24 protein-coding genes are annotated in these 22727 nt (G+C 49.8%); 14 read left to right on the top strand and 10 right to left on the bottom strand.

The annotated features are described in order from the left end of the window. Window positions 1-12: 12 nt before the first annotated feature. The 4 genes from A8707_RS00935 to A8707_RS00925 all read right to left on the bottom strand — a co-directional run bounded on the left by A8707_RS00935 (window position 13) and on the right by A8707_RS00925 (window position 3165). Window positions 13-1029, bottom strand: coding sequence for a zinc-dependent alcohol dehydrogenase (locus A8707_RS00935; RefSeq protein ID WP_231947882.1), 1017 nt, complete (start codon window positions 1027-1029; stop codon window positions 13-15). Window positions 1030-1060: 31 nt separating this feature from the next. Then, window positions 1061-1183 (bottom strand): hypothetical protein, encoded by a 123-nt coding sequence (locus tag A8707_RS29425; protein WP_231947881.1) that lies wholly within the window; start codon window positions 1181-1183, stop codon window positions 1061-1063. An 18-nt stretch (window positions 1184-1201) separates the two neighbouring features. Continuing rightward, a complete protein-coding gene (locus A8707_RS00930; protein WP_068814388.1) occupies window positions 1202-1909 on the bottom strand; it encodes an SRPBCC family protein in 708 nt (235 codons plus the stop codon). A 152-nt stretch (window positions 1910-2061) separates the two neighbouring features. Then, window positions 2062-3165, bottom strand: coding sequence for a DJ-1/PfpI/YhbO family deglycase/protease (locus A8707_RS00925; RefSeq protein WP_068814487.1), 1104 nt, complete (start codon window positions 3163-3165; stop codon window positions 2062-2064). 256 nt (window positions 3166-3421) lie between these two features. On the opposite strand from A8707_RS00925, the gene A8707_RS00920 reads away from it, so the two are divergent. From A8707_RS00920 to A8707_RS00910, 3 genes are all read left to right on the top strand, one after another. Continuing rightward, window positions 3422-3934 carry a DUF6335 family protein gene (locus A8707_RS00920; protein ID WP_231947880.1) on the top strand — a complete coding sequence of 171 codons (513 nt, stop codon included), beginning with the start codon at window positions 3422-3424 and terminating at the stop codon, window positions 3932-3934. 47 nt (window positions 3935-3981) lie between these two features. Beyond that, window positions 3982-4989, top strand: a complete 1008-nt coding sequence (locus A8707_RS00915) for an SDR family oxidoreductase (RefSeq protein ID WP_068814387.1) — start codon at window positions 3982-3984, stop codon at window positions 4987-4989. 106 nt (window positions 4990-5095) lie between these two features. Beyond that, a complete protein-coding gene (locus A8707_RS00910; protein WP_068814386.1) occupies window positions 5096-6739 on the top strand; it encodes a RecQ family ATP-dependent DNA helicase in 1644 nt (547 codons plus the stop codon). On the opposite strand, the gene A8707_RS00905 is transcribed toward A8707_RS00910, so the two are convergent. Together A8707_RS00905 and A8707_RS00900 are read right to left on the bottom strand one after the other, a co-directional pair. Continuing rightward, window positions 6713-7072, bottom strand: coding sequence for a hypothetical protein (locus A8707_RS00905; RefSeq protein ID WP_197484550.1), 360 nt, complete (start codon window positions 7070-7072; stop codon window positions 6713-6715). The genes A8707_RS00910 and A8707_RS00905 overlap by 27 nt on opposite strands. 96 nt (window positions 7073-7168) lie before the next feature. Then, window positions 7169-8731 (bottom strand): metallophosphoesterase family protein, encoded by a 1563-nt coding sequence (locus A8707_RS00900; protein ID WP_068814385.1) that lies wholly within the window; start codon window positions 8729-8731, stop codon window positions 7169-7171. A 370-nt stretch (window positions 8732-9101) separates the two neighbouring features. Between A8707_RS00900 and A8707_RS00895 the strand changes: the two genes are divergently transcribed. The 4 genes from A8707_RS00895 (at window position 9102) to A8707_RS00880 (ending at window position 12796) form a co-directional block, all read left to right on the top strand. Further along, entirely contained in the window at window positions 9102-10832 is a 1731-nt protein-coding gene (locus tag A8707_RS00895) for an iron uptake porin (RefSeq protein WP_068814384.1), read from the top strand. Window positions 10833-10982: 150 nt separating this feature from the next. Next, window positions 10983-11429, top strand: coding sequence for an RrF2 family transcriptional regulator (locus A8707_RS00890; protein ID WP_068814383.1), 447 nt, complete (start codon window positions 10983-10985; stop codon window positions 11427-11429). Between the two features lie 183 nt (window positions 11430-11612). Beyond that, entirely contained in the window at window positions 11613-12338 is a 726-nt protein-coding gene (locus A8707_RS00885) for a DnaJ domain-containing protein (protein WP_068814382.1), read from the top strand. 197 nt (window positions 12339-12535) lie between these two features. Then, window positions 12536-12796 carry a DUF7219 family protein gene (locus tag A8707_RS00880; RefSeq protein ID WP_068814381.1) on the top strand — a complete coding sequence of 87 codons (261 nt, stop codon included), beginning with the start codon at window positions 12536-12538 and terminating at the stop codon, window positions 12794-12796. 136 nt (window positions 12797-12932) lie between these two features. On the opposite strand, the gene A8707_RS00875 is transcribed toward A8707_RS00880, so the two are convergent. Then, a complete protein-coding gene (locus A8707_RS00875) occupies window positions 12933-13910 on the bottom strand; it encodes an isoaspartyl peptidase/L-asparaginase (RefSeq protein WP_068814380.1) in 978 nt (325 codons plus the stop codon). A gap of 185 nt (window positions 13911-14095) precedes the next feature. On the opposite strand from A8707_RS00875, the gene A8707_RS00870 reads away from it, so the two are divergent. Next, window positions 14096-14551: a hypothetical protein gene (locus tag A8707_RS00870; protein ID WP_068814379.1), complete on the top strand. Its 456-nt coding sequence runs from the start codon at window positions 14096-14098 to the stop codon at window positions 14549-14551. A gap of 80 nt (window positions 14552-14631) precedes the next feature. Here the strand turns inward: A8707_RS00870 and A8707_RS27790 are convergent, their stop codons facing one another. Next, the gene (locus A8707_RS27790; protein ID WP_156518304.1) at window positions 14632-14931 is read right to left on the bottom strand and encodes a hypothetical protein; all 300 of its coding nucleotides are present in this window, start codon (window positions 14929-14931) and stop codon (window positions 14632-14634) included. 113 nt (window positions 14932-15044) lie between these two features. On the opposite strand from A8707_RS27790, the gene A8707_RS00860 reads away from it, so the two are divergent. Further along, window positions 15045-15272 (top strand): DUF4926 domain-containing protein, encoded by a 228-nt coding sequence (locus A8707_RS00860; protein WP_231947879.1) that lies wholly within the window; start codon window positions 15045-15047, stop codon window positions 15270-15272. 57 nt (window positions 15273-15329) lie between these two features. Here the strand turns inward: A8707_RS00860 and A8707_RS00855 are convergent, their stop codons facing one another. Further along, window positions 15330-17333, bottom strand: coding sequence for a serine/threonine-protein kinase (locus A8707_RS00855; RefSeq protein ID WP_068814377.1), 2004 nt, complete (start codon window positions 17331-17333; stop codon window positions 15330-15332). A gap of 143 nt (window positions 17334-17476) precedes the next feature. Here A8707_RS00855 and moaD point away from each other — a divergent pair, with 143 nt between their 5' ends. From moaD to A8707_RS00835, 4 genes are all read left to right on the top strand, one after another. Beyond that, window positions 17477-17737, top strand: coding sequence for a molybdopterin converting factor subunit 1 (moaD, locus tag A8707_RS00850; RefSeq protein ID WP_068814376.1), 261 nt, complete (start codon window positions 17477-17479; stop codon window positions 17735-17737). A gap of 110 nt (window positions 17738-17847) precedes the next feature. After that, window positions 17848-19152 (top strand): threonine synthase, encoded by a 1305-nt coding sequence (thrC, locus tag A8707_RS00845; RefSeq protein ID WP_068814375.1) that lies wholly within the window; start codon window positions 17848-17850, stop codon window positions 19150-19152. A 32-nt stretch (window positions 19153-19184) separates the two neighbouring features. Further along, window positions 19185-19460, top strand: a complete 276-nt coding sequence (locus tag A8707_RS00840; RefSeq protein ID WP_068814374.1) for a MoaD/ThiS family protein — start codon at window positions 19185-19187, stop codon at window positions 19458-19460. 361 nt (window positions 19461-19821) lie between these two features. Further along, window positions 19822-20610, top strand: coding sequence for a Uma2 family endonuclease (locus tag A8707_RS00835; protein WP_068814373.1), 789 nt, complete (start codon window positions 19822-19824; stop codon window positions 20608-20610). A gap of 422 nt (window positions 20611-21032) precedes the next feature. Here A8707_RS00835 and A8707_RS00830 read toward each other — a convergent pair whose 3' ends face one another. Further along, a complete protein-coding gene (locus tag A8707_RS00830; RefSeq protein ID WP_068814372.1) occupies window positions 21033-21860 on the bottom strand; it encodes a PHP domain-containing protein in 828 nt (275 codons plus the stop codon). A gap of 36 nt (window positions 21861-21896) precedes the next feature. On the opposite strand from A8707_RS00830, the gene nei reads away from it, so the two are divergent. Then, on the top strand, window positions 21897-22718 hold the full coding sequence (gene nei, locus A8707_RS00825; protein ID WP_068814371.1) for an endonuclease VIII: 822 nt from the start codon (window positions 21897-21899) through the stop codon (window positions 22716-22718). Window positions 22719-22727 lie beyond the last annotated feature (9 nt).

Here is a 22727-nt window from a genome sequence, read left to right as displayed (position 1 = left end):
TGCAGAAATGAATTAGGGTTTCAGCACAACTTTGATGCAGTTGTCCTTTTTGTGTTTGAACGTCTCATATGCCTGTTTAGCCTGGTCTAGAGGCATCTGGTGCGTGAATACATAGGACGGATCGATCTCACCTTTGACAGCCCGATCGAGCAGCATAGGGATATATTTTTGCCCAAACATTTGTCCCATTTTCAGGGTCAAGCCTTTGCTAAACGCGGCACCCATTGGCATTTTGTCGAGGAAACCAGCATAAACGCCCATGATTGACAGAGTGCCGCCTTTGCGACAGGCAAGAATCATTTGGCGAATGACGTAAGGACGATCGATCGACAGTTTCACAGCTTGTTTTACTTCGTCATAAGCACCCATAAAGCCCATGCCGTGAGCTTCAAGCCCGACAGCATCAATGCAGGCATCGGGTCCGCGTCCGCCAGTCATCTCTTTGAGGGCTTCGCCTGCGCCCACTTCTTCATAGTTGATGGTGTCGGCTCCACTCTGCTCTCTTGCCATTTTTAAGCGTTCGGGGACGCGATCGATGGCGATGACGCGTTCGGCTCCCAGCATGTAGGCACTGCGAATCGTGAATTGACCCACCGGACCGCAGCCCCAAACGGCAACGATATCGCCGCGCTTAATGTTGCACAGATCTGCACCCATAAGCCCAGTCGGGAAGGCATCCGAAATGGGCAAAGCTTGCTCGTCGGTCAGTCCTTCAGGGATTTTGATAGCACCATAATCGGCATACGGAATCCGCACATATTCGGCTTGTGCCCCTGCATAACCGCCAAATAGGTGGGAGTAGCCATAAATTCCCGATGTGCTGAAGCCAAACAGCGGCTCTTGCAGCGCCCCTTTAGGATTTGAGTTGTCGCACAGTGACCACTCTTGATGTTTGCAGTAGCGACATTGACCACAGCTTATCATTGAAGAGACAACGACTCGATCGCCCTTTTTCAACGTTTTGACTTCACGCCCCGTCTCGACGATTTCGCCGACGAATTCATGCCCGATAATGTCACCCGGCATCATTGAAGGGATGTAGCCATCGTAAATGTGTAGGTCAGACCCCGCAGATCGTGGTTGCCGTCACTTTGAGAATGGCATCCCGTGGATTGAGAATCTTCGGGTCAGGAACGTTATCAACCCGAACATCGTTAGCACCGTGCCAGCAAACAGCTTTCATTTAGAACGTCTCCGCAAGTTATTGACCTCTTGATTGCCCTTCGGTCGTGGCAATTTCACCCGTTTCCATCAGTTGCTTAAATCGACGCAGTTCGTCCCCGATTTGCTGTTCGGGTTCTTCACCAAATAGTTTGGCGATCGCGGCTGTCACCATCCCCCCCGGCACGTTGTATTCCATCACTACTTTGACCTCGGTGCCGCGATCGCTAGGGGCAGGAGAAAACCGCACGAAGCCAGAGTTATCGACCTGTGCGCCCTCTTCAGATGCCCAGGCGATTAGTTGATTCGGCTGATCGTTGATGATGTCAGCATCCCACTCGATCGTTTGACCTAAAGGCGCGTTGGCGACCCAGTGAGACCGCCGCATATCGAGCACCTGAACCGATTTGACGTGCTTCATAAAGTTTGGCAGGTTCTCAAAGTTGTGCCAATAGTTATAGAGTTCTTCAGCCGATTTATCAATGGTGACGGTTTTCTCAACTCTAATCGCTTTGTTGATACCCGTTGCATCTACCACTTTGTCTTGAAGACTTTTATCTGCGGTTGCGCCGTGATAAGCAAGACCTCCGCCAGCAATTGCCGTTAGAATTCCTCGCAGCGATCGCTGTTGCAATCCCATCAGCACCATTGCACTGCCACCGACGATCGATGCCCAGCGTTCTTTGTCTGATATCGTCTCGTCGGTTTCGGCTTGACTTTGATTGATTTTTCCTGCTTCTGTTTCCATGATGGCTCTCTATAGAATGTTGTCTCTGTTTGTGTGATCGATGACTCTTTCAAATCTCCCAGATTGCTGGCTTAGACAGCTTTCAGGATTTGTGCAAGAGGTTCATTTTTTGTAGAGACATCACACATAATGTCTCTACAAAAGTCGTTTGCTCAACCACCACTTACGGCAGGTTTGCTCATCGGTTTAGGAGCCTCTGGCACTCCAACTAAACGATCTTTATAGAGATCAGCAATTCGCTGCTCGTCTTTTGCCAGAGTGATTTCCATTTCGTCAAAAATGACGACCGTCGCTGGGTCGGTGAGCTTGTTCCGCAAACTGTAGACATCCACTACGCCCGTCTGCAAATCTCCCAATGCCCGACGCAGAATCTCGACATCGTTTTGGCTGGTTTGGAAGAAGGTCTTCAAGGTTGCAAAGGCACCGCTGGCGTTTGCTTGCAGTGAAGGAGTTTCGCCCAATACTCCCAGACGCGATTCAAGCATCTGAATGTGACGCGATTTGTTAACACGAATCTCCTGAAAGAGTTCTCGCATTGCTTCGTCAGGAGCGCTTGAAGCGTAGTGTTCAAAGGTTTCAAACCCGTAGCGCTCACCCGCGATCGCCGTATTGATCGCACTCACAATCTCGCTTTTGCTAGAGCCGCCCCACTCTTCGCCTAGCTTCCACCAGCCTGCATCTCGATCGCTAAGATCGGGCAGAGTGGTGTCTGCGATCGACAATCCCAAATTCTTTAAAATCGCCGTGGCAAAGATCGGTAAATCACCCGGACGACGAGAGCTAATCAAATTGTCGTCAATGACCAACGGCTCATCCACATAATTCGCGCCTGCGTTTTGCATATCTTTGCGAATTGCGCGAAAGCCAGTAACTCTGACTCCTTTCAGCAAATCGCCCTCAATCAAAACCTGCGGACCATGGCAGACAGAGGCAACTAAAATCCTGGCTGCAAAAGCATCTTGCACAAAACGAACCGTCTTCATGTTGGTTCTCATTTTGTCAGGAGCCATCCCACCGGGGATAATCACTGCGTCAAAATCAGCCGCGATCGATTCTGTAGTGGTTGCATCAGCATTAATTGAAACTTTCTCTTGTTTGCCTTTATACTCCTCATTCATTCGAGAACCCAGAACTACTACGTCGGCTCCCGCTTTCTTCAACGCAGTATAGGGAATCTGAAATTCTGCATCTTCTACGCCTTGCTCAATGAGAATGGCGACTCTTTTTTTATCACTGGTTTGACCATTTGTAACCATTGCAGCTTCTCCTTGCATTCTGACGCTTCTTTTAAGGGCGATGGAGCAATCTGAGTCGTCAGCAGATCCTGCCTTGCTAAGCACCGTTAAGCCTATGTCTGAGGCGCAATCTCGCTCCTCGCTCTATAGAGGTAAGCTCTCCTCTGTCTAGAGAAAGATCTCAGTCTCAAAGCATGGGCGATCTACCTATTTGAAGATTTCTATGAATTTTGAAATTCGTTACCGTTTATGAACGGATAGTTTTGGAGCAACGACCATGTCTGATGCAGAATATGCCGAACCTAGCCAAACCGACCGCGATGATCTTGAGTCAGCAGTTCACGATCTTGGCGGCAATATTGAGCGGTTAGAAGAGCCAGAAGGCGACGAAGAAATTGCGGGTGATGATGTGCCGCAAGAACTCACAGAGTCTTATGGAACGGGCGTTCACGATGTGCCAGGGTTTAGCATCGGCGGTCGAACGATGCTGAATCGAATGCAAGATCTCAACGAGGCAACCCCCGAATTGACGGGCGGTGATATTGATGCCAACTATGAGCAAGCGAATGCGGTTGGTGACGAGTCGGTCGGTGGCACTGTCAACACACCTGATATGAGTGTCGTAGACGATTTGGGTAAAGCAGTCGGTCTAGAAATGAGTGATTTTAATTATCTCCACACCACTGAGATTTTAGAACAACGGGATGACCAACGCTGGGAGCTAGAACCTAAATCATCAGACGATTATGATGAGCGACAAGATTTAGAAGCCCAAGAAGAAATCCTTTAGATCACTTTTCGCGAGAATCAACAACCATAAAAGCGAAGGAATAACAAATGAACTTAAAACCGATTGATCAACAAGTCGTTGTAGTGGTTGGAGCGTCAAGCGGAATTGGTAGAGACACGGCTCTAAAGTTTGCTCAGAAAGGCGCAAAAGTTGTAGTGGCGGCTCGCAGCAAAGAGGGATTAGATACGCTGGTCGAGGAAATCTCTGCAAGCGGAGGCGACGCGATCGCTGTTCCTGCCGATGTCGCTGATTTTGAGCAAGTCAAAGCGATCGCTGAGAAAACCGTTGAGCACTTTGGGCGGATAGATACGTGGGTTAGTCTCGCCGCAACCAGTGTGTTTGCGAACTTTGATAACGTGACTCCTGAAGAGTTCAAACGAGTCATTGATGTCACCTTGATGGGACAGGTTTATGGCGCGATGGTGGCTTTACCTTATCTAAAACGAGAAGGACGAGGCGCGTCGATTCACGTTACTTCGTTAGAGGGACGACGATCGTTGCCTTATCAAAGCGCTTATTCTGCGGCTAAACACGGTGCGATCGGGTTCATTGATGCAATGCGACTCGAACTCAAAAATGAGGGCTACCCGATCAGTGTCACTAACATTATGCCGGGTGTGATCAATACGCCGTTCTACAACAAAGGTAAAACAAAACTAGGCGTAAAACCAACGGGAGTTCCGCCCTACTACAATGCAAGTTTGGTTACGGATGCCATTCTCTATGCAGCAGAAAATCCTGTTCGTGACTACATTGTTAGTGATGTGGGTCGCATTCTAGATATCGCACAAAGAATTTCACCCGGACTTGTAGATGCGTTGCTGTTGGCGATCGCGTTCCCATTCCAAAAAACCGATGAGCCTAAATCTGAAGACGCTCCCAACAATTTGTATGAACCGATTCAAGGCTATGACAAAGTGAATGGTGATTTTGACAAGCTAGAAGTTCCTAGTATTGCTGATATGCTCGATAAAGGTCCGGCATTTGCGATCGGGGCATTTGCTGTCGCTGCACTGGGAGTGGCTGCACTATTAGGCGGACTTGGCGATCGCTAATCCCCTCAAATTTCACGACTTAACGATCGTTAGTAGAGACGCTCTACAAAATGTCTCTACTAACGCAATTTTCCTTTAGATTTTATTGATTTTAATCACTTTAATAATGACGAAGACTCCTAAGCAGACTCTATCTCTTCAGAAGATTGCTCACGATCGTCTCGGTTTTGACAATTTGCGTCCCGGTCAAGAAGCGGCAGTCCAATCGATTTTAGACGGTAGAGACACCCTTGCTGTAATGCCCACAGGCTCTGGGAAATCAGCAATTTACAAGCTAGCTGCGTCTCAGATTCCAGGAGCCACGATCGTCATCTCGCCTCTTCTGGCACTTCAACACGATCAGGTCGGAACGATTGACCATCAAGATGTGGGTGCGGCAGCCGTCGTCAACTCAACCATTCATCCTCAGCAGCGAGCTGAAATCTTTGAGCAGTGGGCAGACGGCAAACTCGAATATCTCTTTTTGGCACCCGAACAGTTTAACAACCCCGATACGATCGAGCATCTGCAAGTCACAAAACCGTCGCTGTTTGTTGTGGATGAGGCGCACTGCGTTAGCGAATGGGGTCATGATTTTCGCCCCGATTATTTGCGCTTGGGAGCGGTGATTGATGCGTTAGGTCACCCTCCCGTGCTGGCGCTGACTGCGACGGCATCGCCTCCCGTGCGCGAAGAAATCATTCAGCGATTGGAGATGCGTGATCCACAAGTTTTAGTTCGCGGATTTGATCGTCCAAATCTCTGGCTGGCGATCGAGCGATTTGGAGATGATGATGAAAAGCGTGAGGTGTTTCTCAATCGAGTTAAGCACGCAGAGAAACCAGGAATCGTGTATGCTGCCACTCGTAAAGTGACGGAGCAAATTGCAGAGTTGCTAAAAAGCGAAGGAATTAACGCGATCGCCTATCACGCTGGGATGAAACCGAAAGAACGCGAACAGGCTCAAGACGCATTTATGAATGATCATGCAGATGTGATTGTTGCAACGACTGCTTTTGGAATGGGAGTGAACAAACATAATGTTCGATTTGTGTTTCACTACAATATCAGCGATTCGATCGACTCTTATTATCAAGAAATTGGACGGGCTGGGCGAGACGACGCTCCGGCAAAAGCGATTTTGTTCTATATGCCCGAAGACTTGAATCTGCGGCGATTCTTTGCTGGCGGCAGCAAACTAGACGCAGAGCAGATTGAGCGAGTCGCTCAAATCATTCAAAGTCAAACGGCTGCGATCGAGCTTCAACAACTTCAAGACTTGACAGATTTATCAAAATCTAAGCTCAAAACCCTACTCAATCAACTGCACCTGGCTGGTGTGGTCGAAACACTGCCAACGAATGAAGTCATTGCCACAAAAAATAGCCCCGATCTTCACAAAGCTACGGCTGAGGTGCTGCAAGCTCAAGAGCGCAAGACAAACGTGGAGCGATCGCGCCTAGAAATGATGCGAGGCTATGCAGAAGTTCGAGATTGTCGCCGTAAATATGTACTCAATTATTTTGGTGAGCAGCTTGACCAAGTCTGCGGACATTGTGATAACTGCAAAGCCGGAATTTCGGCGAGTGACAGCGGTCTAAAACCCTACCCCATCAGCAGCCGAGTAATTCACAAGTCTTGGGGCGAGGGCACTGTGATGCGATACGAAGCCGATAAAGTCGTGATTTTGTTTGAGCAAGTCGGTTACAAAACATTGAGCACGATGACTGCTGTGTTGCGAGGTCTACTCCACAAAGTCAGCGCAGGTTGAGCCATCCGGTAGAGACGTTTCGGTGGAACGTCTCCTTGATTTTGCTGAATTTGGACAGATCGGAAAGTCTTGACGTGACTGCCATTCTAAAACTCGATCGCGCTTCGGTGGGTTGTAGTCTTTTCCCTGAACTTGTTGATAAAGCGTCTTTGCTTCTGCCTCACTGAAGTCTTGATCTTTTTGCAGATAGCCAACCAATTCATCCTCATCCATAAAGTGACGAGCGACCATTGCAAACACCAGTCGTCCATAGTGTCCAATATCTTCACCTGCATCTAGGGCATCTAGCAGATGCACCATCATTTCACTTTTACGAAGGGTTTCGATCGCCATAGGTCTAGTTGTTTAGTACATCTTTACTAACATTTTACGTTCCATAACGATGCCTTCCGTCTATCCTAAGAAAGTTATTTTAGAAGTCGTTTTGTTCTAGATAACAAACTCTGACAACGCCCGATCGTGCCACCTTCCCTGAAACCATTCCGATACAAACGGACGAATCACAAATTTCACAGGTTCACCTGCCCGCACATCAATCCTCAAAAACGAATAGGGGCGGCGCTTTTGAGAACCTCTTCCTTCACGCCCCACGAATAGCTGTGATTTTGCGACCAGAGTGTCTCTTCCATTCAGCGATTCTGTCACCGCTGCCCCTTCAACTCGCTGACGGCGCAAACTATAGCCACTGCCGCCGCACACAATCCAATTTGTGTTGGCATCGGCGTGCCCTGTGTCAGTAGTTCGTAAATATTCTAAACAGTGGGCGTGACCATTGAGAACGAGATCGACGATCGCCCGCCCTTTGGTCAAATCTCCGATCTCCTGAGATACCTCATCCAAGACCTGCCGCAGTCTTCGCCGCACCGCTAATGTCTGTGCCTGTTGCCATTTAGTCGCCTCAGTCACATAGGGCGGATGATGAAAAAACAGCACTCTGCCTCTGACACCTTTTGTTCTCCAGGATTGGATTAGCCGATCGCGCAGCCATTCCAACTGGGCAACATCTGAAACGGTGCTTTCATCTACATTCAGTTGCTTATCAATGTCTCGTTGAACTTCCTCAAGCTGCTCTAACTTGACCCGAATATCATCCAGTTGTTCGGCATCTTGAGGTTGATTAGGATTCAACGTTCCCGATTGCTTTAGGAGTTCCTGCATCTCTAGCTCTACTGCCGCATATCGGGTTTCTAACGTCCGTCGATAGGCTTGCCCCTCTGACGTTTTGGGCAACGGTGCAGGCGCGTTAAACGTGTTGGAGTCTAAGGCAAAAAAATCAATTCCACCGCTGCGAAAAGTGTAATAACGATTGGGCAGCCGCGTAAATTTTCCAGGTTCGTAGCGCAAACATCGCCCCGTGTCGGTCTCAGCCGTATAGTGACGATCGAGATGGTCGCCTAACCCGCCGCGCATCTCAACCGATCGCAACAGATCCAGAAATGCCTGAGCATATGCTTTGCCCTGAAACGAACCATGCCAGCCAATGTCAAAGTTCAGGCGCGATTGCAGCAGTCGCCGAATCGGATAGGTTAGCTGAATCGCCAACCCATAAGCGAGAGGCAAATCGTAGTAGTCATGATTTCCGGGAACTGCCAAAAATGGCAAATTAAATACCATTTGGTCATAAGAAATCCGGTTGTAGTGCTCACCGCCTACGATGAATTCTCGATAGGGCTTGATGAAATTTTTGAGATAAAACTCGCTAGAGCCAACTAGATAAATCACATCGCCTGTGTGCAAAATAAAGCGAGAATCTTGCCGATGGTCGAGCATTCGCTGGGCAATTTGCCGTTGAGGGCTATGACCCCGGTGCTGCCCAGAGCCACTATCTCCAATCACCAAAAACGAAAACTCTGGAGTGTCGTCTTGCCCATCTGTCAAGACAAGCCGCGTCTGATCAATGCCTCGATCGACGATCGCACTTGCTTGCCACCGCACCCGCTCCTCCATTTTTTGGATCTTGATTGCGATCGAAGGATCAGACACAAATTGCATAGCGTCTCACTTAATGTAAACTTCTATGGGTAATCGTAGCCGGACATCCCCTTAGCTCGACATCTACCAGAGGCTGAAACTCTTAAACCCTTCAAGCAAAAAGCATCGTTCACTCGCTCAAGACGTTGAAGATTTGATGAATCTTTTCTGTGTACCAAGTTACATAAAAATTGCCAACAGCCCTAGAAGTCAAGTCAGCACTCGATTAAAAGTTTTGACCAACGTGTGGATTAAGAATTCCACTGGGGTATACTAGCGAAATGTCCATAGAAAGCTTTTCAGAGAAATCTGGAATTTCTTCAGGTAATCCTGTTGGGATTCAAAGCTTTGTGGGTCTTCTCAGTCTACTGGTGTGAATACGGAAGTGATCATGAAAAATACCCTAAAGTCGCTTTTTGCGACTCAAGCACTCTTGAGTGCTACTTTGACTATCTCTGCAACGATCGTAACGGCTGGAATTGCGAGTGCTGCTGATGCACCCAAGCCCCTCGAAATCGCGCAAGCGGCTCCCTCTTCGACCAGCGTTGCCTCCCTCGACCAAGTAAAAGCTTACGGTAGCGAAGGGGTAAACAACGAAGTCAGCCAAGTTACCTCGGTTTCTCAGCTCTCTGACGTGCGCCCCACTGACTGGGCGTTTCAAGCACTGCAATCGCTCGTCGAGCGCTATGGCTGCATTGTGGGCTACCCCGACAAGACCTTTCGCGGCAATCGCGCCCTGACTCGCTTCGAGTTTGCAGCAGGTTTGAACGCATGTCTCGATCGCGTCAACGAGTTAATTGCGGCTTCCACGGCTGACCTGGTTAAGAAAGAAGACCTGGCAACCCTGCAAAAGCTACAGGAAGAATTTTCAGCAGAATTGGCAACCCTGCGCGGTCGCGTCGATTCTCTAGAAGCTCGCGCTACCACCCTTGAAAAGCAGCAGTTCTCCACCACCACCAAGCTCAGAGGAGAAGCGATTTTCTCGTTCTCTGGGGCATTGGGTGGCAGCAAAGCGATCGGTTCCGTTCAACAGAGACGAATTGATGCTGGACTTCCTGGTCCTGCGAGAACTAACGTTGACGAAAACCAGACCTTTAGCGATCGAGTTCGTCTCAGCCTTGCAACCAGCTTCACGGGCAAAGATACGCTCTTAACTCGTCTTCAAGCTCGCAACATTACCGATTTTGGTGCTGCCACTGGAACCAACATGGCACGTTTGTCCTATGAGGGTGCTAGCCCTTCTGGCACTCCCGCCAACAACTCGATCTTTGTAGACAAGCTCTACTACCGTTTCCCCATCGGTGCAGGAAGCGTGACCGTTGACGCGATCGGCGGCGAGTTTTACAACAACATTCCCAACTTCAACCCCCTGCTAGCGAGTGATGGGCAGGGCACAATCTCTCGATTTGGTCGATTTAACCCCATTTACCGTCAGGGCAGCAGCAACAGTGCCAGTGGTGCGGGTGTAACCCTCAACTATCCGTTGGGTCAAGCTCTTACTGTGTCATTGGGCTATCTTGCTGACAACGCCTCTGACCCAACGAATGCAAATGGGTTGTTTAACGGCTCTAGCGCTGCTCTGGCTCAGATCGCCTTTAGACCCACTCAAGGCATTGATTTAGGTCTTACTTACGTCCGTTCTTACGATAAAGGCACCAACGTTGGTGTCACGAGTGCTACAGGCAGCGCTCTTGCAAACCGTCCTTTCGGCAATGTGGCGACATCTTCTGACCAGTTTGGTTTAGAGGGTGCTATTCGTGTGACTCCTGGGTTTACGCTGGCAGGCTGGGCTGGCTATACAACGGCTCGTCGGGAAAGCCCGATCGTTAATGCAGATGCTGACATTTGGAACTGGGCAGTGACTCTTGCATTCCCTGATTTGGGCAAGAAAGGCAACCTGGCAGGAATTGTGCTGGGTCAGCCTCCTAAAGTGACCAACAGCAGTCTTGGAAACGTGGGAGAAGACCGGAACTCCTCCTTCCACGTCGAGGGTCTATATCGCTATCAGTTGAACAACAACATCTCAGTTACTCCGGGCATTATTGTGATCTTCAACCCAGAGAACAACAGCGCAAACGACACCGTTTATGTTGGCACCGTTCGGACAACATTTACCTTCTAGGTTTTGACATTCGGTAAATATTTAGCCCTGCCTTGTGCAGGGCTTTTTTGTGAGTCTGTGAATCTACTAAACCCCAGTGGAAAACCGGGGTATGATTAGAAGTGTTGGGATCACCTGACAGAACTGCTCCTTTACCCTGTGATCTTACCCGTGGAACTTTCTTGTAAAAGCGAGTATGCCCTTTTAGCGCTCATCGAACTGGCGGCTCATTACGACACTGGCGAACCGTTGCAAATTCGGCAGATTGCCGCCCAGCAAAATATTCCCGATCGCTATCTAGAACAACTGCTTGCCACCCTCAGACGCGGCGGAATTATCCGCTCACAGCGCGGGGCAAAAGGCGGCTATACTCTAGCCCGCGAGCCTTGGAAAATCAATCTTCTAGAGGTCTTTATCTGCATAGAAGGGTTAGAAACGCAGCCGAATGCTCAAGACAGCGACGCAAAAAGCGACAAGACTCTAGAGGGTGCAGTGATTCTTGAAATCTGGCAAGAAGCTCATCGCGCTGCCAGTGCAATTCTGCAAAAATATACGCTGCAAGAGCTGCGCGATCGTCGCGACTCTCGGCGACAACTCGATTTTATGTATTACATCTAAAAGACTTAGCCTTTCCCAAAAAAACGGTTCTGGCAGAGCCAGTACTAGAGACTACCGAGATTGGACTGGCGATGGTGATGCCGCAAGAGATGATTGTCTGATCTTGACGATGCCCAAAACGAGGAGGGAGGAGAGACAAAATTTTTGTTCCCTCATGCTGCCTCCTCGCTTTAAAATGGCACTATGCCAGATTCATCCAGCTACTACCAAACTCTAGATGTTGAGCCAAATGCAACCCAGGCGGAGATTAAAAAAGCCTATCGGCAGATGGCAAAGCGGTTTCACCCAGATGTCAATCAAGACACCGCAACTCACGACAAAATTACTCGCATCAATCAAGCTTATGAAGTTTTAAGCGACCCGCAAAGTCGCAGATCGTATGACCATCAGCTTCAATATCAACTGAAGTTCGACGCGGATGGATTTGCGGGTGAAAGTGCCAGCGATCGCCAAAAACGCACGGCTGCCGCGCAGGCAGTTTATCGCCAACAGCGTCAGGCAGAGCAAGACGTTGATAGTCAGCTTCGGCTATGGCTCAACCGAGTTTTCACGCCAGTTAATCGGCAGTTAAATCTGATTTTGCGCCCTCTCAAGGCTCAGATGAAAGAGCTGTCTGCTGACCCGTTTGATGATCAACTGATGGAGGCGTTTCAGGCTTATATCAAAGACTGTCATCAGGCTCTCAGCAAAGCTCAAACCGTTCTTCGTTCGCTGCCTAACCCTGCGATCGCGGCAGGGGCAGCCGCCAATCTTTATCATTGCCTCAATCAGGTGTCTGATGGCATTGATGAATTGGAGTATTTCACAAATAATTACGACGATAGCCATCTCCATACAGGACAGGAGCTATTTAGAATTTCTGAACGCCTGCGAAGAGACGCATTGGCAGAGGTCCGAGAACTGCGTTAGTGATATCGGATACAAACAGACCCTCCATCTCAGGTTAGGTTAATATTTGGTTAAATCACCGTTAAGATAGAAATCCCTCCTGTCAAAGCTAGGAGCTTTTTGGTTAAACGACGAACATTCTCAAAGCCAGAAGTCCTGCAAACTCAGCGTTGCTGAAGCAGATAGATAGGAATGCTTTTCTGATAAGGAGATAAAAAATGGCTGACCAGTTCGATTTTTTGCATCCTCGCAGTCGCTATCGCGGTGAGGTCAAGCCTGAGAACCTAGTTTTTAATGCGAATTTGCAAGAGTTTTCTCAGCGCATCACCTACATTTGCTGTTTAGAGACTGGAGGCAAGTTGACTCCTGAAGAGTCTTATCGAGAAATTAAATCTCTTTGGAAACAACTTAAGAAAAGCAAGAAACAGCTTGGTATTGGCGGGAGTTCTTCGAGTCAAGATGGCGGGGATGTATGTTAGAACAAGGGGCTTAAGCCCCTTGTTGCTTCGACCGCAGCCCAGCATCCTAACGCAATTTCGTAGTGCCATATAAGCAGATAGACCAAGAATTATCCCGAATGAAAAAATTCTTGGTCTGTTTGCATGAATCGTTTCTTTACACAGCGGACACTTGCATTCCGGTTGCCATATCTAACGTATCTGCAATTCTTTCACCCGTGTGGTAGGCAGCCAACAAAACCTCACTGGTTTTGCCCCACGCGATCGCCCCGGTTGCATCCAGTCCGATCGCGCCCAGATCTCGCTTGTGGGTATGAGCTTCTTGCATTGATCGCTCAAAGGCAGCTTTTAGAGATAACCCGTCTGTAACGCGAATCACGATTTTGGCGGCGAGACACTCATCAATGATGTCTTCTCCAATCCCAGTGCAGCTAATACCCGCTTGTGCCGTGGCATAATTTCCAGCAGGCATCGCAGAATCGCTAACACGCCCAACTCGCTCAAAGCCTTTGCCGCCTGTTGAAGTGCCTGCCGCAATGTTGCCTTGACCGTCTAGCGCCACAACTCCGATCGTCCCTCGTCCCGCGTTGTCGCTGACCAGTTCTTGCTCTGCTACCACTCCCGCCATTGTTTTATCAAAGTTTCCGGCACGCTCCTGAATCCATTCTTGGAGTCGCAGATCGGTCGTAGGATCATAGAGCGGCACCTGCAATTCTCGCAGCAGTTCAGCCGAGCCATAGTCTGAAAGAATGCGATCGTCAACATCTTGCAGAAATAACGCCAGGTCGATCGGATGTCTGACGCGAGCGGTGTTGATCACTCCGCTAAACTTTTGAGTAGTGCCATCCATTAAAGATGCACTCATGCGAGTCTGCCCGTCAGATTGCAGCACCGAACCCGTTCCGGCATTAAAGCGCGGATCGTCTTCTAAAAGCTGACAGCCCCGCACAACCGCTGCCTGAGCAGTTGCCCCTTCTTGCAAGAGCAGATAGACTTCCTCAATCACGCTGTAGAGCGACTGCCGGACTGCATCGGCTCCGCCTTTGCCCTTGAGTGAGCTACCTGCTCCGCCGTGAATGATGAGTTTGGGTAGAATCTGATTTGATGGACGGAAATCTGAAGAATCGCTAGACATAAAATCTGAAACCGTGAATAGTGGCTTGCTGGATCGATACAAACGTTTATTATCGCCGAACGGTTGAGTTGAGCCGCAGGTGATCTCTGACTTCCACAGATGATATATCGACAGTCGGCTCCAACGATTTGCTCTGCCGCGTTTGGTTGTTCCTGTGGCAGCCGACTACGCCATTTTTTTAGGTCTTGAGAGCAGGCGATGCCCAATTAGTCACCCATATTGGAGATCGAGAAGCGGATCTCTACGAGGAATGGGCAACCGTCCCAGACCGCTACAACCGTCTTCTAGTGAGAATCAAACAAGACCGTCGTCTGGTTGAGAAGGCTCAATCACTCTACTGCTATTTGTCGTCCCAGCCTTTTAGCGGGAGCTACCGCAGTAGGGTAGAAGGGGATTCTCGCCAAACCAGAACGACCAGAGAGGCAGTCCTGAGCGTCCGTTGCACTGCCGTAGACATCCAACGTCCCGATCCATTGAAGGATAAAAACTACCCAGACCGGATCAGACTGTACGCGGTCGAAGCCACGGAAGCCAATCCACCCAGGGGTCAAAAACCAGTGCATCAGCGTTTGATGACCACGCACGAAGTGGTCTGTCTAGAACAAGCATTACAGGTGATTGAGTGGGACTGCTGGCGATGACGGATCGAGCAACTCTTTGCCACCATCAAACAGAAGGGATCAAATGTCGAGGCGAGTCAAATGGAGTTCATATCCGCCATTCAGGGTCTGACCGTTTTAGCTTTATCGGTGGCAGTCAGAACATTACAGATGGTAGAGGGTCGGGATAATCCGACGATTTCAGCTTCTGTTGTTTTCTCTGAGGCACAACAGCAATGTCCATCGCAGATTGCGCCGAGTTTGGCAGGAAAAACGAAAAAATAGCAAAACCCTTCAACCCCTTCAACCCTGCCTTGGGCAGTTTGGTTCATTGCCAGAATGGGTGGATGGTCAGGCTGTAACACCCAAAGACCACCCGGAATGCCAACATTGGTGAGGGGGCTACGACAGTTTGAAGCCACCTTTATGGGTTGGAAAATGGCTCTGGGTGGACTTGTGTATACACGGTAGCCCCAAGGAGAGGGCTGGGGTGAGGGCGGAGTATGCAGGAGGTCTAATATCTAATACAGTCAAATTGCTAAACGTTGTTGCCCTGACCGCTGACCTTCCTCGATACAATGTGTGGCGTGGGCAGGTTGGAACGATCGTTGAGACATTGGCTAATGGCACAGCGTTTGAAGTTGAATTCAGCGATCGCAATGGACGCACTCACAAGTCTTTAGGACTACGCCCAGAGCAAATTATGGTGCTGCATTTTCAACCAGCATCGCCTGGATTTAAGCCTGAAAGGGGCACAGCATAGCGGAAAGGACGGACGAAAGCCAGTGGTGAGTTACCAAGGTTATCTACCAGTCAAACTCTAGGATAGTTGCCAAACTTTTATCGTATTGTCAGAACTGCCGCTCGCAAACTGGTGTCCATCAGCGCTAATCGCTACCACGTTGACAGAATTGGTGTGTTCGGTAAGGGTGCCAATTAACTCACCTGTTCCAAGATTCCACAGCTTTATCGTTTTATCGTGGCTGCCGCTAATCAGCGTTTTTCCGTCGGGGCTGATGACGATCGAGTTGACAATATCGGTGTGACCCAACAGCGTGCGAATGACTGCGCCTGTGTTGGGGTTCCACACCTTGATCGTTTTGTCTTTACTGCTGCTTGCCAAAATTTGCCCATCGGGGCTGATGGCGATCGACATGACTGAGTTGCTGTGTCCGGTCAGGGTTCGCACCAGATGCCCGGTGTTGAGGTTCCAGAGTTTAATGTGGTTATCGAGACCGCCACTGGCGAGAATCTGACTGTTGGGGCTGATTGCCACCGATCGCACCATTCCCGCCAAATCGGTAAAGCTTTGCAGCAGTTCCCCGGTTCTCAGTCGCCACACGCAAACCGTGCGGTCTTCGCTGCCACTGGCAAAAAACTGTCCGTCTGGGCTAACCGCGACCGAATTGACATCTCGACTGTGACCCGCTAGCGATCGCAGCATCGCTCCATTGGGCAACTGCCAGATCTTAATCGAGTCGTCGTCACTGCAGCTAATCAACGTCTTACCATCAGGACTTGTGGCTAAACAGTTGATCGGTTTGTTGTGCCCTGTGAGAATTCCGAGCCGTTCCCCGGTGCTCAAATCCCACAGCATAATGCGATCGTCTAACCCGCCACTGATCAGCGTTCTGCCATCAGAGGTGAGCGCGATCGACACGACCCAAGACGAGTGCCCACTCAACGTATGCAAACATCGACGAATCTTGGGGCTGCCAGAAATCGGTGAGCCATAGCTTCTCGGAGAGGAAGGTGGCATGATCGGCTGAGAAGGGCTTGCCGCAGAGGATAGTCTTTCTCTAGAGGGTCTGCTGTTAGAAGCGCTATTCCCTGAGTGGCTGGGCGTTCCAGAAGTGGGGGGTTGAGTCACCCCTGACGATGCACCCGTCAAGCGAGACGACCCTTGAGGAGAAGCAAAGGCAGGCGTAGACAGTGCCGATCGCAAATCGCGCATCGCTTCATCTGCGGTTTGATAGCGATCGTTCACCAAATCTTTGAGCATTTTGTCGAGCATCCACCCGACGCGATCGCTAATAGAGGCTCCTCGCTGGGCAAGTTTGTCTCGCCACAGCCACCGCCCCACTAAGGGATCGTAGAGATCTTCGGGTCTGATTTGAGTCAGCAAATAAACGCAGGTTGCGCCCAAGCTATAAAAGTCACTCGCGGGATATGCCTGACCATTTCGCAACTGCTCAATAGGGGCATAGCCTTCGGTGCCGATCTTGGTGCCGGGCTGAGTGGCGGTGCTTTCGGTCAACAGTTTGGCGATCCCAAAATCGATTAAGACGAGTCTGCCGTCAAGTTTGCGGCGAATAATGTTGGTTGGTGTGATATCGCGATGAATAATGTGGCGATCGTGCACAAACTTCAAAATTGGCAGCAGCCGCACCAGCACTTCTCGAATCTTCTGTTCACTAAATGCCCCTTGCCGATGAAGCTCTTGCGCTAAAGTCGGACCTTCAACAAACTGCTGGACTAGATAGAGTCGCTGATCTTGCTCAAAATATGCCAGCAGAGCCGGAATGTGAGGATGTTCCCCCAATTCATGCAGGCGCATTGCCTCTTGCTCAAACAGTTTCACGGCTTTTTCTAGCGCTTTCGTGCCTTTAAGCTGGGGTGAAAATTGCTTGATCACACACTGGGTTTTTAGCCGATCTTCATCCAGGGCGAGAAACGTTTTGCCAAAACCTCCCTGACCCAACGGCTTCAAAACTCGATAGCGCCCCCGCAGTAGTGGCACCAGATTTGCACCGCAGCTTTGACAAAATTCTGCCCCGTCAAAATTTTGCGGACGCTTACAGTCAAGATTTAAGCAGTAGGTCATCAATCAGAAGGCATAAGTAACAGGATGGCGAGCAGTGGCAAGGCTTCACGCGCATCAGTGAAGCGGTGTTGTCTTAATTTTACTCCTCAAACGATCAGCTAGTAAGCTGATAGCCGATAGCTCATTCTTAACTGCTTTTAATCATGCCTGATTCCATCACGATCGTGGTCAAACTGTTTGCGGCTTATCAAGAAGCCTATGGGGTCTCAGAATTGAGGCTAGAACTCCCGACTGGGGCAACGGTGGCTCAGGTGCGCGATCGTCTGCTCGCCGAGCACCCCGAACTCACTCAATGGCGCGACCTGACTCGCTTTGGCGTGAATCTTCAGTTTGTTGAGCCTGACACTGTGTTGCAATCCGGTGACGAAGTGGTTTTCATTCCTCCAGTCAGCGGCGGACTCTAATCCCGACTCTTTTTATCGGGATTGTTTGACTCGATTTTTCGCCCATGTTAGTATCAATTTACATCAGACGTTAAACCTACAGAACGCTTGCACCGAGGGGACTTCACGATATGACTCAGGCGACTCAACTCAAAGCTCATTCCACCACTGCTGCCTTTGAAGCCTTGAAATGCAAAGAGTGTGGTGCCGAGTATGAACTCAAAGCGACCCATGTTTGCGAGTTTTGCTTCGGTCCGCTAGAAGTGAAATATGACTATGATTTGCTGCGTCGCACCGTCACTCGCGAAACGATTCAGGCTGGTCCTCACTCGATTTGGCGCTATCGTCCGTTTTTACCCGTCGCTACCAACACCCCGATCGATGTCGGCACTGGCATGACTCCCCTCGTGCAAGCCAACCGTTTAGCCCGTCGCCTGGGTCTCAAAAAGCTTTACATCAAAAATGACGCGGTGAATATGCCGACCCTGAGCTTTAAGGATCGGGTCGTATCGGTTGCGCTGACTCGTGCTCAAGAGCTAGGCTTTACCACCGTTTCGTGTGCTAGCACTGGAAATTTAGCAAACTCGACAGCCGCGATCGCCGCTCATGCGGGTTTAGAGTGCTGCGTGTTTATCCCGTCTGACTTAGAAGCAGGCAAAGTGATGGGCACTCTGATTTACAATCCGACTGTGATGTCAGTTCATGGCAATTACGATCAGGTGAATCGGCTTTGCTCTGAGGTCGCCAACACCCACGGATGGGGATTTGTGAATATCAATCTTCGCCCCTACTATTCAGAAGGCTCTAAGACGCTGGGCTATGAAGTCGCCGAACAGTTGGGCTGGCAGTTGCCCGACCATATCGTTGCGCCGTTGGCATCGGGTTCTCTGTTTACCAAGATTTACAAAGGCTTCCAAGAATTTGTTGAAGTTGGATTAGTCGATGCGAAGCCCGTGCGGTTTAGCGGTGCCCAAGCAGAAGGCTGTTCTCCGATCGCCAAAGCTTTTGAGGAAGGACGCGACTTTATCTCGCCTGTGAAGCCCAACACGATCGCGAAATCTATCGCGATCGGCAACCCCGCAGATGGGGTTTACGCGATCGATATCGCCCGTAAAACAAATGGCAACATCGCCTCCGTTAACGATGCCGAAATCATTGAGGGCATCAAGCTATTAGCCGAAACCGAAGGCATTTTCACCGAAACCGCAGGCGGAACGACGATCGCCGTTCTCAAAAAGCTGGTTGAAGCAGGTAAAATTGATCCCGAAGAAACCACGGTTGTCTACATCACGGGCAACGGTCTTAAAACGCAAGAAGCGGTTCAAGGCTATGTGGGCGAACCGTTTACGATCGAGCCAAAACTCGACAGCTTTGAGCGTGCCCTAGAGCGGTCAAAAACCCTCGATCGTCTAGAGTGGCAGCAAGTTCTGGTTTAGTTTTTCATTCCTGATCCTTCATTTTTTCTGATATGTCTGTTAAAGTTCTGATTCCGACTCCCCTTCAAAAATTGACTAATGATCAAGCCACTCTTGATTGCGATGGCACCAGCGTTGTCGAGTTGCTAGAGTCTCTAGAGCAAAGTTGTCCCGGCATCAAAGCCCGTTTGTGTGATGAACAAGGACAACTGCGCCGATTCGTTAATTTCTACGTTAATAGTGAAGATATTCGCTTTTTAGATGGCATTAACACATCTTTAAGTGATGGTGATGAAGTCAGCATCATTCCAGCAATCGCGGGCGGCTAATCACGCTCATCTATCCATCATTCATCAAGCCGTTGGTCAAGAATTCTTGACCAACGGCTTTTAGTATGTGTCAAACGGTTTGCGGATTCGCTAAAAAAACTTGAGTTTGATATTTCAGATAGACCCATCCTTCATCTGCCCACTTCTCATACAAACCATTGAGATCGGTGATTAGTTGTTCATAGTGGGTAGCTGGGACGATAGTCGGCGTAATTGGAAGCCCGATCGCTAAATCGATTCAACGGGTCAAGCTGATAAAGCGAAATAGACATAGACAGTATGGTTGGAAGGTGGACTACCTTACTGATCAATGCCGTGATCAGCGATAAAATACAAGGGTTTCTTCTTGCTGGTGCTCGCTATGGTCGATACCCTTCCCACCCAGACCAACGCTGACCCTGACGGCTGGAATCCTCCCATGCCGCCCACCGACTTGATCTTCGACGATGGAGAACCCTTGGAAACCAATCAACATCGCGTCGCGATGAATGTGCTGATTCGCTCTTATCAGCAATATCGGATCGGGCAGACCGACTTTTATGTCGGGGGCAATATGTTTATTTACTACAGCAGCACTCAGGTTAAAAATCGCGACTTTAGAGGACCTGATTTCTTTGTCGTACTAGACGTAGAAGGAACCCGCGATCGCCAAGGCTGGGTTGTCTGGGAAGAAGAGGGGCGCTATCCCGATGTCATTATTGAACTGATGTCTCCTAGCACTGCCAAGGTCGATTTGGGTCTAAAAAAGCAGCTATACGATCGGGTCTTTAAGACTCAAGATTACTTCGTCTATAATCCTTTTGATTCAACCTCACTGCAGGGCTGGCATCGAAGCAGCGCCTACGACGAGATTCTGCCTGACAGCCGGGGTTGGCTATGGTGTGAAACCTTGGGTTTATGGTTAGGCACTTGGACGGGAACCCTCGATCGCGAGACGACAAGCTGGCTGCGGTTTTATGACGCGAATGGCTCACTGGTGCTCTTACCCGAAGAGGTTGCTCAACAACGAGCGGAAGCAGAGACGCAACGAGCAGAAGCAGAGACACAACGAGCGGAAGCAGAGACACAACGAGCGGAAGTGGAACGACTCAGGGCTGAACGCTTGGCGGCTCGTCTGCGGGAGTTGGGTGAAGATCCAGATCTCATTTAGTGGTTCAGCATTCGGTGTCTTTCTTATCCACAAAAGACCCCCGACCAGTGCCAGGGGTGAATCATCAGGGTGCATCTACCATTCCTCTATCCTTTAGAAACCTACTGTGTACACACAAGTCGGTTGATCGGTCATTGCCAAAATCTTTCGCCCCTAAATCCCCCACGTCACTTGCCTTAAGTCGGGGAACCCGCCCAACGCAGTGACCCATCAAAATTGGGGGACTCTGAGACAGAAAGGGGTTCAAAGTTCAGCCACCGCTCCGGCTCAAAGTCCTCCAGAATGGGGGATTTAGTGGGCTGAAGCCGACCCAAACGAAGTGACGAGGACTTGTGTGTACACGGTAGCCTTTGAAAATAGAGCGCTTTCTGGAGAAAATCAAAGGAGGTCGATAAAGATTGTGCGGCGATCGGCTGTGCTGATTAGTGTCGCTGCCGATCGGCGGCTTGTTTAATTGGCTCCAGCAAGTTTAACGACAGATGCAAACTGTTGAGAGACGAATAATCATCGCGCTTGGTTTCGGGGTTGGGTCCGTGATAGTCGCTGCCGCCCGTCATCAGCAGTTGATACTCCTCACAGAGCGCTTCGAGTCGCGCCACTTGCCTGAGCGTGTGGCTGGGGTGAAATACTTCGATACCCATCAATCCCGCATCGACAAGTTGAGGCAAAATCTCTTCGACATAACCGCCTCGAAATAGACAGGGATGCGCCCACACCGGAACCGCTTTGCACGATCGCAGCAACTCTATTCCGTCCTCGCTGTCAAATTTTTCATAATGCACATAGGCTGGTTTATCGTCCCCCAGGAAGCGATCGAACGCCTCTCGCGATGAGCCGACATATCCAGCGCGCACCATTGCCGACGCAATGTGAGGACGACCGGGAGCCATGCCTTCTCCCATCTCTGGCAGTTCGACGGGATAGCCAAGATCGGCAAGTTTTTCGATGATTGCTTGCGATCGCCGTTTGCGTCCTTCCAATCGTTCATTTAACGGTGCAGATAGAAGATCTCGATCGGGGTAGAAGCCCAAAATGTGAAGAGAGCGATCATTGCAAACGGTGCTGAGTTCGAGTCCGGGGACGATCTCGATCTGGTCAATCGCGGCGGCAAACGCTTCATCCCAGCCGCTCATGGTGTCGTGGTCCGTGATCGCTAACGCCTGGACTTGTTTGGCGATCGCGGCGTTGACTAGCTCTGTAGGGGTAAGCGTGCCGTCAGAATAGGTTGTGTGACAGTGAAGTTCTAGCATACTTCTATTACAACACTGATTACTTAGGTCGTTGAGATGCCTGAAGGTCCAGAAATTAGACAAGCGGCTGACGAGGTGGCAAAGGCATTGGTCGATCGACCCGTGACTGAGATTTTCTTCGCGTTCGATCGGCTCAAATCATTTGAGGAAACGCTGACTGGAGAAACCATCACAGCGGTTAGAACGCGCGGAAAAGCGATGGTGATTTGCTTCTCCGTTCCGCTTTACATCTATAGCCACAATCAGCTTTATGGTCGCTGGTATGTGCGAAACTTACAGTCTTACCCGACGACGAATCGGCAGTTGCGATTGGCGATTCACAACTCAAAAAAATCGGCTCTGCTCTACAGTGCGTCTGACATTCAGGTGTTAGATGAGCATGGGTTAGCGACTCATCCGTTTCTAGGTCGAGTCGAATTGGATGTGTTGGATCAAGCCGTCACGATCGAGGAAGTGGTCGATCGCTTTCTCGATAAACGATTCCATCGTCGGCAATTGACATCGCTCTTGCTAGACCAACACTTTTTAGGAGGATTAGGAAACTATCTTCGCAGCGAGATCTTGTTCGTCGCCAAAGTGCATCCGTCTTTACGCCCCGTAGACTGCGATACTGGACAGATTCAGGCGTTGGCGCAAGCAGTATTATCGGTGACCCATCAGTCTTATCTGACAAAGGGCATCACCAATGATTTACAGATTGTTGCCCAGCTTAAAGAGCAGCACTATAAACGCAGTGACTATCGGCACTGTGTCTTTGGTCGTCAAGGCAAACCCTGTTTTTTGTGCGGAACGGCGATCGTCAAAGACATTTATGCAGGGCGGCGGCTCTATTTTTGTCCTCAATGTCAGGCTCTCTAAACCGAAATC

This window comes from Phormidesmis priestleyi BC1401, assembly GCF_001650195.1.
GTDB classification, from domain to species: domain Bacteria; phylum Cyanobacteriota; class Cyanobacteriia; order Leptolyngbyales; family Leptolyngbyaceae; genus Phormidesmis_A; species Phormidesmis_A priestleyi_B.
Note: the sequence above shows the minus strand (reverse complement) of the source record. Positions and strands in the feature narration are given on the sequence as shown.

Coding starts and splice junctions, on each gene's coding strand:
- A8707_RS00910 (WP_068814386.1), top strand. CDS start 5,096: ATGACGAAGACTCCTAAGCAGACTCTATCTCTTCAGAAGATTGCTCAC.
- A8707_RS00930 (WP_068814388.1), bottom strand. CDS start 1,909: ATGGAAACAGAAGCAGGAAAAATCAATCAAAGTCAAGCCGAAACCGAC.
- A8707_RS00920 (WP_231947880.1), top strand. CDS start 3,422: ATGTCTGATGCAGAATATGCCGAACCTAGCCAAACCGACCGCGATGAT.
- A8707_RS00900 (WP_068814385.1), bottom strand. CDS start 8,731: ATGCAATTTGTGTCTGATCCTTCGATCGCAATCAAGATCCAAAAAATG.
- moaD (WP_068814376.1), top strand. CDS start 17,477: ATGCCTGATTCCATCACGATCGTGGTCAAACTGTTTGCGGCTTATCAA.
- thrC (WP_068814375.1), top strand. CDS start 17,848: ATGACTCAGGCGACTCAACTCAAAGCTCATTCCACCACTGCTGCCTTT.
- A8707_RS00895 (WP_068814384.1), top strand. CDS start 9,102: ATGAAAAATACCCTAAAGTCGCTTTTTGCGACTCAAGCACTCTTGAGT.
- A8707_RS00905 (WP_197484550.1), bottom strand. CDS start 7,072: ATGGCGATCGAAACCCTTCGTAAAAGTGAAATGATGGTGCATCTGCTA.
- A8707_RS00875 (WP_068814380.1), bottom strand. CDS start 13,910: ATGTCTAGCGATTCTTCAGATTTCCGTCCATCAAATCAGATTCTACCC.
- A8707_RS00925 (WP_068814487.1), bottom strand. CDS start 3,165: ATGGTTACAAATGGTCAAACCAGTGATAAAAAAAGAGTCGCCATTCTC.
- A8707_RS00840 (WP_068814374.1), top strand. CDS start 19,185: ATGTCTGTTAAAGTTCTGATTCCGACTCCCCTTCAAAAATTGACTAAT.
- A8707_RS00855 (WP_068814377.1), bottom strand. CDS start 17,333: ATGACCTACTGCTTAAATCTTGACTGTAAGCGTCCGCAAAATTTTGAC.
- nei (WP_068814371.1), top strand. CDS start 21,897: ATGCCTGAAGGTCCAGAAATTAGACAAGCGGCTGACGAGGTGGCAAAG.
- A8707_RS29425 (WP_231947881.1), bottom strand. CDS start 1,183: ATGAAAGCTGTTTGCTGGCACGGTGCTAACGATGTTCGGGTTGATAAC.
- A8707_RS00885 (WP_068814382.1), top strand. CDS start 11,613: ATGCCAGATTCATCCAGCTACTACCAAACTCTAGATGTTGAGCCAAAT.
- A8707_RS00830 (WP_068814372.1), bottom strand. CDS start 21,860: ATGCTAGAACTTCACTGTCACACAACCTATTCTGACGGCACGCTTACC.
- A8707_RS00915 (WP_068814387.1), top strand. CDS start 3,982: ATGAACTTAAAACCGATTGATCAACAAGTCGTTGTAGTGGTTGGAGCG.
- A8707_RS00880 (WP_068814381.1), top strand. CDS start 12,536: ATGGCTGACCAGTTCGATTTTTTGCATCCTCGCAGTCGCTATCGCGGT.
- A8707_RS00935 (WP_231947882.1), bottom strand. CDS start 1,029: ATGATGCCGGGTGACATTATCGGGCATGAATTCGTCGGCGAAATCGTC.
- A8707_RS00835 (WP_068814373.1), top strand. CDS start 19,822: ATGGTCGATACCCTTCCCACCCAGACCAACGCTGACCCTGACGGCTGG.